Raw genomic sequence first — 13816 nt, forward strand, 5'->3', positions numbered from 1 at the left:
CTTTTTTATTGAAAATCAGATAAATAATTGTATTTTTAGTTTTAAAATATACGCCAAATGGAAACTATTTCGAATGCTGCTGCCTATGTATTGCGTTTTATTAACCAAACGCAAAAGTCGGTTTTCCTTACCGGTAAAGCCGGAACCGGTAAAACAACATTGCTTCGCGAAATCATTACTACTACACATAAGAATACTGTTGTTGTAGCACCTACCGGTATTGCTGCTTTGAACGCGGGTGGTGTTACCATACATTCGATGTTTCAGTTACCATTTGCTGCGTTTCTTCCGGATGCCAATACAGATCCGTATATTTCTGAAAATTCACGGTTCGAAAACCGAAATACCTTAAGCCGGCATTTTAAAATGAATGGTGCCAAACGTGCCGTAATTCAGAATATGGAATTGCTGGTTATCGATGAAGTGAGTATGCTTCGTGTAGACATTATGGATGCTATGGATTTTATGCTTCGTAAAGTCCGAAGAAATGAAAGACCATTCGGTGGCGTTCAAATATTATTTATAGGAGATTTACTACAATTACCACCCGTTATCAAAAATGAGGAATGGTCGGTTTTACAGCGTTACTATCGTGGTAAATTCTTTTTTCATTCGCATGTGATCCAGCAAAACCCACCTTTGTATATCGAACTGGATAAAATTTTCAGGCAAACGGATTCCGAATTTATTTCCGTTTTAAACAACCTGCGAAATAATACCGTCACTACAAATGACCTGGCTATTTTAAACCAATATGTGCAACCGGATTTCGATTTTAAAAAGAATCCCGGTTTTATTACACTTACCACGCATAATGCCAAAGCCGATGCTATAAACAGTAATGCCTTGGCGGAACTCGATGGAGAAGCCTATACCTTTCAACCCGAAATTGTAGGTGATTTTCCGGATAAGATCTATCCGGTGGAAGAACAGCTTAAATTAAAAGTTGGTGCACAGGTTATGTTTGTGAAAAACGATCTTTCGTTTGAAAAACAATATTTTAATGGAAAAATGGGTGTTGTAAAATCAATTTCGTCCCGCGAAATTTTCGTGCATTTTCCAGAAGAAAACAAAACCATTGAAGTCGAACGCTACGAATGGAAGAACATCCGCTATTATGTGGACGAGATGACAAAGGAAATTGAAGAGGAGATTTTAGGCACTTTTACGCACTATCCAATCAAACTCGCCTGGGCAATTACCGTACACAAAAGCCAGGGTTTGACATTCGACAAAGCAGCGCTCGATGTATCGCAGGTTTTTCTGCCCGGACAGGCTTATGTTGCTCTTTCACGTTTGCGTTCGTTAAAAGGGCTTATTTTGCTTTCTGCGATACAAATGAATGGTATTTCCAACGACGCCGATGTGATGGATTACGCACAAAGTCGGGTTTCGGTCGAAAAACTGGAAGGGGAATTGGTATCCGAAACACGTATTTTTTTGCTTAATTATCTGAAAGACAGTTTTAACTGGCAGGAATTGGCTGCGCAATGGAGCAAACATCAGCAAACCTATCTGTCGGAAACCGGAAAATCAGTCAAAGGACAATCGAAAACGTGGGCGCAACAGCAGTCGTTGGCCGTACATGAATTGCGCGAACCATCGCAAAAATTCATCGCGCAGTTAACAAAATTGTTTCAGCAGGAACCGGTCGATCTCGCTTTTATCGAAGAACGAATCAACAAAGCATTCGATTATTTTTTCCCGAAAATGGACGAGCTGACTTTTGAGTTGTACTGGAAAATAGAGGAAATAAAACGTCTGAAAAAAGTAAAAACCTTTTTTGAAGAATTGTCGGAACTGGAAGAACTGCAAACCAACGCAGTTTTGCGATTGCTAAAAGTCAAATTGCTGCTACGCGCCGTTCTGGAAAACAAAGAGATTTCAAAAGAAGTATTGGTATCGCCGTACGTACAAAAATACAAACAGGATAAAATAGAAATTATCCGGGAAGCGTTGCGAAAAACAGCGGTTACGCTTATCGAGGATGAAGACGATATCGAACGCTATACGTCCAAAAAGAAGAAAACAAAAGAACCGAAAAAGTCAACTTACGAGGAAACGCTGGAATTGTGGACGCAAAACTTGTCGATCCCGGAAATTGCCGGAATCCGAAAACTTACGGTGGGGACGGTATATACCCATTTTTCAAAATTGATTCAGATGGAAGCAATTCTGATTTCGGATATTTTGCCACCAGATAAACTTAAAAATCTGGCATCGGCTTTTAAAGAATACAGTGGGGAAGGTTTAGGCGAGATAAAAGAAAAATACGGCGACGAATTTAGCTGGGAAGAACTCCGCTTGTATAAAGCCGTTTTACAAAAAAACACCTGATAGGTTTTCAAATCCATAAAAAAACACCTGACAGGTTTCCAAAACCTATCAGGTGTGATATTAAAAAGAAAGATATTTCTTATAACCAGTAAACCGCTAAAATAGCTGGAATAAAATAAATTACGATGGTTCGTGCTCCATCGTAATCTTTTGCGATACGTTGTCCAAATAATAAAAACAATAAGGTAACGCAGGAAAAAGTAGCACCATAATGTCCAAATGTTGTCACACCGTTCATTACCAATTGTGCGATTCCAATAACACATAAAGTACCGGCAATTACTTCCAATACTAAAATTAAAAATAGCGATTGTGGTACCTGATTTTTGATAAATGTTTTGGCAAAATGACCTTTAAGCCATTCTACATTTCCTTTCCAGTCCATAATTTTATCATAACCGGATTGTAAAAAAGTGATGGCCAAAAAAGCCAGAATTAAAATTCCGAAAATTTCCGTATTCGTCATGGTGTTTATTTTTTATGAATTAAACGTGTTAGTTTTATCGATAAATCGGTCAGGATAATTTTAGCATTTCCGTTACGCTCAATATGGTAAATGGCATCCGATAATTCTTTAAAAATATCGTTGATGTTATTACCGTTTACGAAAGGAGCAAAATTCTCCAGTTTAAATTTTTCAACCGTAGGTTCTATATAAACCAGGGATGGAGATTGGTAGTTGAGCAATAAGGCCTGACGGAACATTTCGATACAAAAATGCAAAAACTGTTTCTGCGCTTCCCGACCAATTCCGGCTATGGATTCGCTCCAGGATATCAGATCCTGAATGGCCGCTGCATTTCCTTTGGCGCGAAACGCTGCACGTACCCATTGTACAAACCAGGCTTCAAACGGATAATCGTCCTCGGTTTTGTGTAGCAATTGTAAGGCTTTGTTATAATTTCCCTGCGCCTGATGGGCTATTTTAAAAGCGGCTTTTTCTTCTGTTTTTTCACGTGAAACCAATGCCTCGGCAATAATACTTTCCGGAAGTCCGCCAAAATGTAACACCTGACAACGGGACAGTATCGTTTGAAGGATATCGTTTTCATTTTCGGTGATCAACAGAAAAACCGTTTTTTGAGGGGGTTCTTCCAGTAGTTTTAAAAGTTTGTTCGAGGTGGCGATATTCATCTTATCGGCCATCCAGATAATCATTACTTTATAACCACCTTCGTAGGCTTTGAGCGATAAGGATTTTACAATTTCCTGTGCTTCGTCCACACCAATTTGTCCCTGTTTGTTCTGAATGCCAATCGTTTTATACCAGTCGAAAAGGCTACCATACGGGGTTTCGGTTACAAACTCCCGCCAGTATTTTAAAAAGTTTGCACTCACCGGATGACTTTTTACTTCGTCATTGGTCGAAACCGGAAATACAAAATGCAAATCGGGATGCGAAAAATGTTCGAATTTCAAGTTACAGGCTTCGTTCCCAGAAGTGTTTTCTCCGTTAGTATTGGAACATAAAATATATTGGGCATACGAAATGGCCATCGCCAGTGTACCCGATCCTTCCGGACCAACAAAAAGCTGTGCATGTGGAATGCGTCCGGAATCGGCGCTTTTCGTCAGATGGCTTTTAATATGGGTTTGTCCTAAAATTTCTGAAAATAGCATAGAGCAAATATAGAATAAAACACCAACAGTAAAAACTGCTTTCGCGCTCACCGCAAAAATTGCATTATTTACCGCAATTATTTATCGCTTCAATCAAATAACTGTATTTTTGATAGGTTAACTGTTAGAAAAATGAAAAAGAAGATTTCGTTTTACGCTTACCACTTTTGCCTTTGCCTGTCATTTCTGGTATTGCCGTATCTGTTGTCTTCGCAATCTAGTATTATTCGCATTCCGGATATTCTACACAACGGTCACGACCGGACGTACTTTTCCGTTTATGTGGGACTGCTCGTTTTTTTCTATGTGAACTATTACTATTTTATTCCAAAGCTTTATTTTTCAAATAAAAAGACGCTTTATTTTTCGCTGCTTTTTGTTTTCCTGATCGTACTGCTTTTGACGTCTCATTTTTTTGATAAACCGGATATCGATCTGTTTAATATTGAAAAAATGGCGCGCCCAAAACCAATGCATCCTCCGGGATCAAAACCTGATTTCGGACCGGGGCCAATGAATAAACCCAACGAACATTTTAATACGATTTTGGTCTACCTAACAGGAACTTTAACAAGTCTTTTCTTAGCTATAAATAGAAGGTTGCAACATGTGGAACGCGATAAAATGCAAGCCGAAATTTCATTGCTAAAAGCGCAGATCAATCCGCACTTTTTGTTTAATACGCTCAACAGTATTTATGCACTGGCGATTCGGAAAGACAATCGTACGGCCGATGCGATTGTACAGCTTTCGGAACTGATGCGGTATATCATTCGCGATGCGCATGACGATACGATTGCATTGGATAAAGAATTGAATTATATCCACAATTATATCGAATTGCAACGGTCGCGCCTCGGAAATACGGTTGTCATAGAATATGAGGTGACCGAAGGGCATTTCGAAAAGAAAATTACACCGCTGATTCTGATTTCATTTATTGAAAATGCGTTTAAACACGGGGTAAATCCAAATGAGAATTCCGAAATCCGGATTCAGATTCTAATTAACGATACAGCATTGCAATTGTTGGTTTTTAATAAAAAAGTCAGCTCGGTGCAAACGGAAAAAGGAATGGGGTTGCAAAATACAATGGAACGTCTGGAACGCCTTTATCCCGATAAATACAATCTGGAAATTACCGAAACAAAAGAAAGTTATACTACTGTACTAACGCTCGAATTATGATTTACGCTATAGCACTCGACGATGAACCGCCAGCTTTGGAAGTGTTGCAAAGTTTTTGCGACCAGATTGAGGGGATCGAATTAAAAAAAACGTTCACCCGATCGGACGAAGCCTTAAAATACCTGAAAAAATATCCGACAGATTTGCTGTTTCTCGACATCAATATGCCGTCGATTTCGGGGATTGATTTTTTTAAAAAAGTACCGCACAAAATCAGTGTGATTTTTACCACGGCCTATTCGGAATTTGCCGTGGAAGGTTTTACGCTCAATGCTACGGATTATCTGCTAAAACCGTTTTCGTTTTCGCGCTTTGAACAGGCCATCGAAAAAGCCAAAATTCAATTGGAAAAAGAGCAGAAAAATACCGCGGCCGATTCGCAGTTTCTGTTTATCCGAGCCGATTATAGTCTGATTAAAATCCCGGTTACCGAAATCTTGTTTATCGAAGGACTGGACGATTATCTAAAAATTCATATCCGAAATCAGAAAACCGTGGTTGCCCGGATGACGATGAAAAGCATGCTGGAAAAATTACCAACGGATGCTTTTTTCCGCGTACACCGTTCGTTTATCGTGTCGTTGTCTAAAATCGATCGGGTAAAAAGTAAAATAATCTATATCGGAAATGAGGAAATACCAATAAGCGCGACCTATGAAGCTGCGTTTTTAACACTACTGGAAAATAGCTAATATGGCAACGTTTTTACAACAACCAGCTCAAATTTATAAGGCGCATTTAAGAGGGCATTTTGAAAGTGATGTACATCGCTGTCTGGCAACGTTTAATTTTAAAACCTATCAGGACGAAAGTCGGATGCCGTATCAAAAATTACAGGTTTGGAATGAAGAAGTTTTGGCTCCGAAAATTACGATGCGCAATACTGTCGAAGACAATTGCGGGATATTGTTACTCCCGTTAATCGGTGCAATCGATTGTAGGGTTGGAGCTGAAACGCATTTTATCATGACTGGACAGGCGTATTTTTTTACCCTTCCGAAGAAAACCGATTTTGAAATTCAAAATCCGTATGAAAATGAACAGGTTAATTATTTGCAAATCCGACTGAAATGTCATAAAAATTTTTCAGAGGAACAGCTGCTTTCTTTTGATTTGAATACTAGTGGTCAACTGATTTCGATTATCGATAATCCGGATTTTTCATTTAGTATTGGCATGTACCGTTCGCGGCATGAAGGCATTTATAAACCGGAAGATACAAACCACGGCATTTTTGCCTTTGCACTAAACGGTGCCTTTGAATTTCAAAACCGTTTGATCGAAAATCGCGACGGATTGGCAATTGACAATTCCGAAAGTATTGAATTCGAATCCCTTACCGAAAATGCGCTGCTGTTGCTTTTGGAATTGAAGGCTTAAATTGGGATTTACCTCAAAATAAAAACAGTTTACCTCATTTTTTTGGCTTTCCCTGTTAACAAATTTAATTTTGAGTAACGAAAAAGCTAAAAGAGTATGGAAAGAAAAGTATTTTTAAAAAACAGTCTGGGTTTCCTTGGAATAGTGGCTGCTGCGCCTTCACTTTTGCGCGCCATGGGTACCGAAAAAGAAATGCCGGAAGAAACAGCCACATTGGCGTGTAGCGTAACCAACAGTGAAACCGCTGGTCCTTTTCCGACCATCTCACCGGCTTCCTGGGTACGAACCAATATTATAGGCGACCGTACCGGGGTTCCGTTTACGATTAACATTACCGTAAAAAATGTCAATGGAAATTGTAATGCTTTTGCCGGTGCAATTGTCGATATCTGGCATTGCGATAAAGACGGTAATTATTCCGAATATGGAGGAACAGGCATGCAACCAACCAATTATACAACCAACCACTTTTTAAGAGGAAGACAAACTACTGATGCGAATGGACTTGTTAGTTATACCTCCATTTTTCCGGGATGGTATACCGGAAGGGCGACGCATATTCACGTGCATATTTACAATGCGTCGGGTACCTCGCTTCTGATCACCCAAATTGCTTTCCCGGAAGGAGCTAACAGCGCAGTAGTTCAGGTGAATTCGGCAACGAGTTATGGCTATACCAAAGGGATGTCGGGCTATACGTATAATGCTACCGATAATGTTTTTTCGGATGGCGTTACCAACGAACTGGGCGCGGTAACTGGAAGTATTGCCGAAGGATTCACTTTATCCCATACAATTTTTGTGGCCGGGCCGACACTCGGAATTGAGGACGTTTCCATTTCAGAATTTCAATTAAGTCAGAATTTTCCGAACCCATTTACGGAAAGTACTAAAATTCCATTGGTGTTGAATACCTATTCAAAAGTCAAAATGGAACTATACGATCTTACCGGACGACTCATCGATACACCCATAAACGATGATTATCCGGCAGGAACCAATTATTTGTTGATCAGCAGAAAAAGCCTGAGCAGTGGTTATTATATTTACAGAGTTATAATAGAAAATGAAAACGGTGTTTTCACAGAAAGTAAAAAAATGATAGTCCAATAATAACTCAGGCGAACAGAAGAAGATACTCGAAACGGTATCTTCTTTTTTGCTTTAACACATTTTACGATGAAGTTTTCTAAAATCCGAATGGCCTTTCGATTGGTGATCGATAGTGCTGCTACTTTGACCTGGCAAAAATATGTTTTTGAAGACACCTACCGGGAATACTTGATGCAACAACAGTTGTACAATAAGCCCGATAATCCGAAGTCTACTTTCCGCGAGTTGCTGCATGAAGATGACAAAGCTGAAAAGTTGCATTTTTTAACCGGAATGGCCGCCGAACCCTATATTAGTCAGCTAAAAGGAAATATTTATGAGTTGCCCGATGCGCTGGGAAATTCCTATTTGCCGTTTGTTAATTATAAACTCGACATTGTCAATACCGATATTACCGACCGGGCGCGGCATAAAATCGGGATTACGTTTTATACACCGCTTTTGGTGCTGGTCGATATGATCGACAATCATTATTTGCTTTCCAAAGATACCGATGCTACCACGCATTGGGAAATCCTTTCGTTTCCGATGCATCCCAATTTGGCGATTTGCTATCTGGAAAAAGAAAGCGTTTAGCCCGGTTTCGCTGAGGTTCCTTTAAAAAATCATTTCCGCAGTAAAAATTGCATTTCGACTCCGATAAATAAATATTACGCATTTACCCGCTTAAAAAAATCGTGTAAAACAGAAAAAATGGCATAAAAAATAAAAATACTATATTTGTAGATTATTAAACAAACAATCAACAAAGAAACTATAATGAAAACCCTTACTGATTTTAATTTTAAAGATAAAAAAGCAATTATCCGTGTTGACTTTAATGTGCCGCTTAACGAAAACTTCGAAGTTACCGATGCAACCCGTATCGAAGCAGCCAAACCAACGATCGATAAAATTCTAAAAGAGGGTGGAAGCGTTATTCTGATGTCGCACTTAGGACGTCCGAAAGGCGTGGAAGAAAAATATTCATTAAAACATATCGTTGCCAAAACGGCCGAGGTACTGGGTGTTCCGGTAACTTTTGCATCCGATTGTATCGGTTCGGTAGCCGAAAATGCTGCTGTCAATTTAAAACCGGGCGAAGTATTGCTATTGGAAAACCTGCGCTTCCATGCCGAAGAAGAAAAAGGCGATGTGGAATTTGCTAAAAAACTAGCCAAACTAGGAGATATCTATGTAAATGATGCTTTCGGAACAGCACACAGAGCGCATGCTTCTACAACAATCATTGCCCAGTTTTTCCCGGAAAATAAATGCTTCGGATTCCTGTTGGCAAAAGAAATCGAAAGTTTAAACAAAGTATTACACCATGCTGAAAAACCGGTAACGGCTGTTTTGGGTGGATCCAAAGTATCGTCTAAAATTACCGTGATTGAGAATATCCTGGATAAAATTGACCATATGATTATTGGTGGCGGAATGACCTTTACCTTTATCAAAGCTTTGGGAGGGCATATCGGAAATTCGATTTGTGAAGACGATAAACTGGAATTAGCGTTAGACATTATAGCACAAGCAAAAGCCAAAAACGTACAAATCCACCTTCCGGTGGATGTCGTGGCGGCCGATGCTTTTTCGAACGAAGCCAATACCCAGATTGTTGATGTTAATCAGATTCCGGATGGATGGCAGGGATTGGACGTTGGACCGAAATCACTGGAAGCGTTAAAAGAGGTAATTAAAAACTCAAAAACGATTTTATGGAACGGGCCATTGGGTGTTTTTGAATTGGAAAAATTCGCCGAAGGAACCATTACTCTTGGAAACTTTATTGCCGAAGCCACTAAAAACGGAGCGTTTTCACTTGTTGGTGGTGGCGATTCAGTAGCTGCAGTAAAACAATTTGGATTGGAACCGAAAATGAGCTATGTTTCCACCGGTGGAGGAGCGATGTTGGAAATGTTGGAAGGGAAAACATTGCCTGGAATCGCGGCCATTTTGGAATAAATTGCCATTTTTAACAATATTTAAACAAAATATAAGTTATTAGCTATTATGTTTGCATGGCTTACATAAGAAATTGAACTTTAACATGTTATAAGATAGAATGTATGGATAATAAAAAAGTATTGTCTTTGTTTTTAGGTCTGATCAGTCTGGGCGCTATGGCTCAGGAGACGGCCGAAAATGAAGTCCCGGCTAAACCGGAAATCAAATTGTCCTATCTGGACTCTCTAAAATCGACGTTCGTAAAATATGAAACCAGTGCCTGCATCGACGAAATGTGGATGAAGGAATTAAGCAATCAGGATTTGTTTACCGATATGGAATCCGATCTTGCCAAAGTGAATATCGATCAGGAAGTGGCTTACGACCTGCCTACGGATTTACTGAAAGATCGCTTAAAAAGACTGGACGAAAAATCACCTTTCAACATCGAATACAATCAGGGACTTGAAAATATTATTAAATCATTCCTGAAAAACAGACCAAAAGCTTTCGAAAGAATGATGGCTATTTCGGAATATTATTTCCCGATGTTTGAAGAAAAGCTTGCGAAATATAATATTCCATTGGAAGTTAAATATTTAGCGGTTGTGGAATCGGCTTTAAATCCAAAAGCAAAATCAAGAGTGGGTGCTACCGGATTATGGCAGTTTATGTATGCCACCGGAAAGCAATACAATCTGGAAGTAAATTCCTATGTAGACGAACGTAGCGATCCGATGAAGGCAACCGAAGCGGCTTGTCAGTATTTGTCAACCATGTACGGTATTTTTGGTGACTGGGATCTGGTTCTGGCATCCTATAACACCGGACCGGGTAACGTAGCCAAAGCAATCCGTCGTTCCGGAGGATTAACGAATTATTGGAATATCCGTAAGTTTATGCACAAGGAAACACAAGGGTACTTACCGGCTTTCCTGGCAACCATGTATATCTACGAATACCGCAAAGAACACGGAATCGTTCCGAAACGTGCTCCGTTGACGTATTTTGAAACCGATACGCTAATGGTAAAACAAAAAATGTCGTTCAAACAACTTTCTGATTTATTAGATATACCGGTAGAACAATTGCGTTTGTTAAACCCAATCTATAAACTGGATGTGGTTCCGTATGTAACCGACAAACCGCATTATATCCGTTTGCCAAAACAAAAAGCGGGTATGTTTGTTTCGAATGAAGATAAGATTTATGCCTATGTGCAGTATGAAGAAGACAAACGCGAAAAACCGTTTACTTCTACCAATCTTCGCAAAGATGCCATTGCACAACGTACCACAAAACGCGATTCGCTTGCGGTTGCCAATGTGGAAGATTTCCCTATGAAATCGGTTAAAAAAACGCGTATTAAATATTATACCGTTAAGCGCGGGGATAACCTATCGGAGATTTCTTCAAAAAACAATGTGACCGTTGCCGAATTGAAGAAATGGAACAAGCTGAAAAAGAATACGGTTAATGCCGGACAAAAATTAAAAATTGAATTCGAAACCAATGTTATGGTAGCCGATCGATCGGCAGCCAAAAAGAAAACGGCGGAACCAAAAATGGCCGAACCTAAAATTATAGAACCAAAAGCCACCGAAAACGATTTGTATGTTGTTCAGAAAGGGGATAACCTTACCGCTATTGCCGAAAAGAATAAAGTGACGATCGATCAGTTGAAAGAATGGAATAACATCGAAAACAGCGAAATCAAAATCGGTCAGAAATTAACGGTTCAGGCACCGGCTGAAGAAACTGCAGCGGTAGCGGTGGTTGAAAAAGAAGTGAAAAAAGAAATTATAAACCGTGATTCCAGTAAAGAACGCAACTACAACAAAGAAAGAATGTATGTCGTTCAGAAAGGGGATTCACTGTTTAGCATCGCTAAAAAGCACCCGGGTATTACGGTAGCCGAAATAAAAAAATGGAATAACATCGATAACGAAAATATCAAACCCGGAATGAAACTTAAAATCAACGGGTAGATTTCCCTAAAGAATCCGTGAAAAAAGCAATTTTATTTGCAATACTTATACCAATGCTTTCTCTTGTTTCCTGTAAAGACAGACAGAAACAAGAGGAAGCATTTTTGCCTGAATCAAGAGGCAATATCAATGAGATTGCGATTGTGATCGATGATGTGATGTGGAACGGGGAAGTAGGTGACAGTCTTCGTAAAAAACTGGCTTATCCGGTTGACGGACTACCACAGGAAGAACCGATTTTTACCATCAACCAGTATTCTCCTAAAATTTTTGAAGGCGTCGTAACACAAAGCCGGAATATTCTGGTCGTGTCCAAAGGACTGAACAAAGAATTTAAACACGTGGAAAACAAATATGCCAAACCGCAAAATGTTTTCTATATCACCGGATATTCCATTCACGAAATTCTCGACCTGATCGAAACGCATTCGGAAACTCTTATTTCGATTATCAAATATTCCGAAATACACTATATCCAGCATAAAATGGAGAATGCCCGATTGAGCGACGATAAACTTCGGGGCGTTTTTATAATCAATATTGAGATTCCGGATACCTATCGTTATGCCGATGAAAAGGAATATTTTTATTGGATGAAAAAAGATATTCCTTCCGGTAGCTCCAGTCTTTTGGTCTATCAGGTTCCCATTTCGCAAATCGAAAAAAATAATGATATCGTCGGTAATATTGTAAAAGTCCGCGATTCTGTTGGTGCTTTGTATATCCGCGGAACGATGGAACACTCCTCGATGGTCACCGAAGAAGGCTATTCACCGTATTTTATGAATACCCATCTCGACGGTAAAACGGCCTATGAAACCAAAGGAACCTGGGAACTTCAGAATAACTTTATGAGTGGGCCATTCCTGAATTATGCCATCCGCGACGAAAAAAACAAACGCTATCTGATTCTGGAAGGTTTTGTTTACGATCCGTCCAATGCGAAACGGGATATGATTTTCGAACTGGAGGCCATTATGAAATCCGTTCATATACTGCAATAATTTATAACAACCCTACAGACATGACTCTAAAATTTGAAATAAAGCGATTTAACGAACTTTCGCTCGACGATCTATATACAAGCCTACAATTGCGCTCAGAAATCTTTGTAGTGGAACAGGATTGCGTTTATCAGGATATTGACGGAAAAGATCAGAAAGCATTACACCTGATGGGAACTTTTAATGGCGAATTGGTGGCGTATTGCCGTTTGTTTCAGCCGGACGATTATTTTCCAAATGCCGCATCCATCGGAAGGGTAGTGGTGAAACAATCCTACCGCGACCGCAAATGGGGTCATGACCTGATCCGCGAAGCCAAAAACGGAATCCAGGCGCACTTTGGTACGGACACTATTACCATCTCGGCACAATTGTACCTGAAACGTTTTTACGAATCACACGGGTTTGTTCAGGTTTCGGACGAATACCTGGAAGATAATATTCCGCATATCGAAATGCGTATCAAATAATTCTAGGGGAAATAAAGAGTGAATTTTACTTTTTTTAGGACTATTTATCTAGTTCAACAGATAAATTTTATTTGATTATTTTATTTAATTTTACTTTATAAAACTATTAATTATGTCAGTATCAAAACAATATGATAGTGTTTTAGGAGCCAAACTTTTATTGGCTTTGGCTTATGAAAAGGACATTGTTTTAAATGTGACTAAAGTACAGAAAATGCTTTATATCGTTTATTCCTATTTTATGGCTAAGCATGGTGTTCAGATTTTTCAGGAAACACCTAAAGCATGGCCTTATGGACCTGTGTTTCCTAGAACTAGAAAAAAAGTTGACTATGGAGTTGTATATAAAAGAGATAGCCCAGAGCTTAAAGAAATTGTTTCTGAAGAGGAACTGGTAGAAAAAATTAATTCCGTTATTGGTATTTATTCGAAATTTTCAGCTGCAGAATTATCTGATTGGTCTCATATGGAGGGTAGCCCTTGGGATAATACAACCAAAACATCAGGTTTTAAATGGGGTGACCATATACCAAATGAATTTATTAAAGAATATTTTTCAAATTTAGAAATCTAAATTATTAAGTTAGAAGATATTCTTTTAAATAGGCATAAATCTGGAAGAGAAAATCGAGATATTGATATTGATTCAGATGACTTAAAGGAACAGATTAAACTTAAGAAGTTGGAATCTGAACGGTATCGTTCGGATACAAAAGACAGGAAATGGCTGGCAATCTGGACTGCAATAATTTTGAGTTTTTGGCTTTTAACCGTTTTATGTATATTG

The 13816-nt window shown here is 39.1% G+C and carries 13 protein-coding genes; 11 read left to right on the forward strand and 2 right to left on the reverse strand.

From position 1 onward, the window contains the following. Nucleotides 1-57 precede the first annotated feature (57 nt). Nucleotides 58-2337: a helix-turn-helix domain-containing protein gene (locus tag E6C50_RS16530; protein WP_136404354.1), complete on the forward strand. Its 2280-nt coding sequence runs from the start codon at nucleotides 58-60 to the stop codon at nucleotides 2335-2337. Between the two features lie 79 nt (nucleotides 2338-2416). Here E6C50_RS16530 and E6C50_RS16535 read toward each other — a convergent pair whose 3' ends face one another. Further along, nucleotides 2417-2803: a DoxX family membrane protein gene (locus tag E6C50_RS16535; protein ID WP_136404355.1), complete on the reverse strand. Its 387-nt coding sequence runs from the start codon at nucleotides 2801-2803 to the stop codon at nucleotides 2417-2419. A gap of 5 nt (nucleotides 2804-2808) precedes the next feature. After that, complete coding sequence (locus E6C50_RS16540; protein WP_136404356.1) at nucleotides 2809-3957, reverse strand: DNA polymerase III subunit; 1149 nt, start codon at nucleotides 3955-3957, stop codon at nucleotides 2809-2811. A gap of 132 nt (nucleotides 3958-4089) precedes the next feature. Here E6C50_RS16540 and E6C50_RS16545 point away from each other — a divergent pair, with 132 nt between their 5' ends. From E6C50_RS16545 to E6C50_RS16590, 10 genes are all read left to right on the forward strand, one after another. Continuing rightward, a complete protein-coding gene (locus tag E6C50_RS16545; RefSeq protein WP_136404357.1) occupies nucleotides 4090-5145 on the forward strand; it encodes a sensor histidine kinase in 1056 nt (351 codons plus the stop codon). Next, nucleotides 5142-5837, forward strand: a complete 696-nt coding sequence (locus E6C50_RS16550) for a LytR/AlgR family response regulator transcription factor (RefSeq protein WP_136404358.1) — start codon at nucleotides 5142-5144, stop codon at nucleotides 5835-5837. The genes E6C50_RS16545 and E6C50_RS16550 overlap by 4 nt, the downstream gene beginning before the upstream one ends. 1 nt (nucleotide 5838) lies before the next feature. Continuing rightward, nucleotides 5839-6525, forward strand: coding sequence for a pirin family protein (locus E6C50_RS16555; RefSeq protein ID WP_136404359.1), 687 nt, complete (start codon nucleotides 5839-5841; stop codon nucleotides 6523-6525). Between the two features lie 96 nt (nucleotides 6526-6621). After that, nucleotides 6622-7638: a dioxygenase family protein gene (locus tag E6C50_RS16560; RefSeq protein ID WP_168732844.1), complete on the forward strand. Its 1017-nt coding sequence runs from the start codon at nucleotides 6622-6624 to the stop codon at nucleotides 7636-7638. A 66-nt stretch (nucleotides 7639-7704) separates the two neighbouring features. Next, nucleotides 7705-8214 (forward strand): hypothetical protein, encoded by a 510-nt coding sequence (locus E6C50_RS16565; protein ID WP_136404360.1) that lies wholly within the window; start codon nucleotides 7705-7707, stop codon nucleotides 8212-8214. 183 nt (nucleotides 8215-8397) lie between these two features. Then, nucleotides 8398-9585 carry a phosphoglycerate kinase gene (locus tag E6C50_RS16570; RefSeq protein ID WP_136404361.1) on the forward strand — a complete coding sequence of 396 codons (1188 nt, stop codon included), beginning with the start codon at nucleotides 8398-8400 and terminating at the stop codon, nucleotides 9583-9585. 104 nt (nucleotides 9586-9689) lie between these two features. Then, nucleotides 9690-11555 (forward strand): lytic transglycosylase domain-containing protein, encoded by a 1866-nt coding sequence (locus E6C50_RS16575; protein ID WP_136404362.1) that lies wholly within the window; start codon nucleotides 9690-9692, stop codon nucleotides 11553-11555. Between the two features lie 17 nt (nucleotides 11556-11572). Further along, nucleotides 11573-12559, forward strand: coding sequence for a DUF4837 family protein (locus E6C50_RS16580; protein ID WP_230979028.1), 987 nt, complete (start codon nucleotides 11573-11575; stop codon nucleotides 12557-12559). 20 nt (nucleotides 12560-12579) lie between these two features. Next, the gene (locus E6C50_RS16585; RefSeq protein WP_136404363.1) at nucleotides 12580-13029 is read left to right on the forward strand and encodes a GNAT family N-acetyltransferase; all 450 of its coding nucleotides are present in this window, start codon (nucleotides 12580-12582) and stop codon (nucleotides 13027-13029) included. A gap of 112 nt (nucleotides 13030-13141) precedes the next feature. Then, nucleotides 13142-13603 carry a Panacea domain-containing protein gene (locus E6C50_RS16590; RefSeq protein WP_136404364.1) on the forward strand — a complete coding sequence of 154 codons (462 nt, stop codon included), beginning with the start codon at nucleotides 13142-13144 and terminating at the stop codon, nucleotides 13601-13603. Nucleotides 13604-13816: the final 213 nt, after the last annotated feature.

Source organism: Flavobacterium supellecticarium (genome assembly GCF_004801375.1).
In the GTDB taxonomy this organism is placed as follows: domain Bacteria; phylum Bacteroidota; class Bacteroidia; order Flavobacteriales; family Flavobacteriaceae; genus Flavobacterium; species Flavobacterium supellecticarium.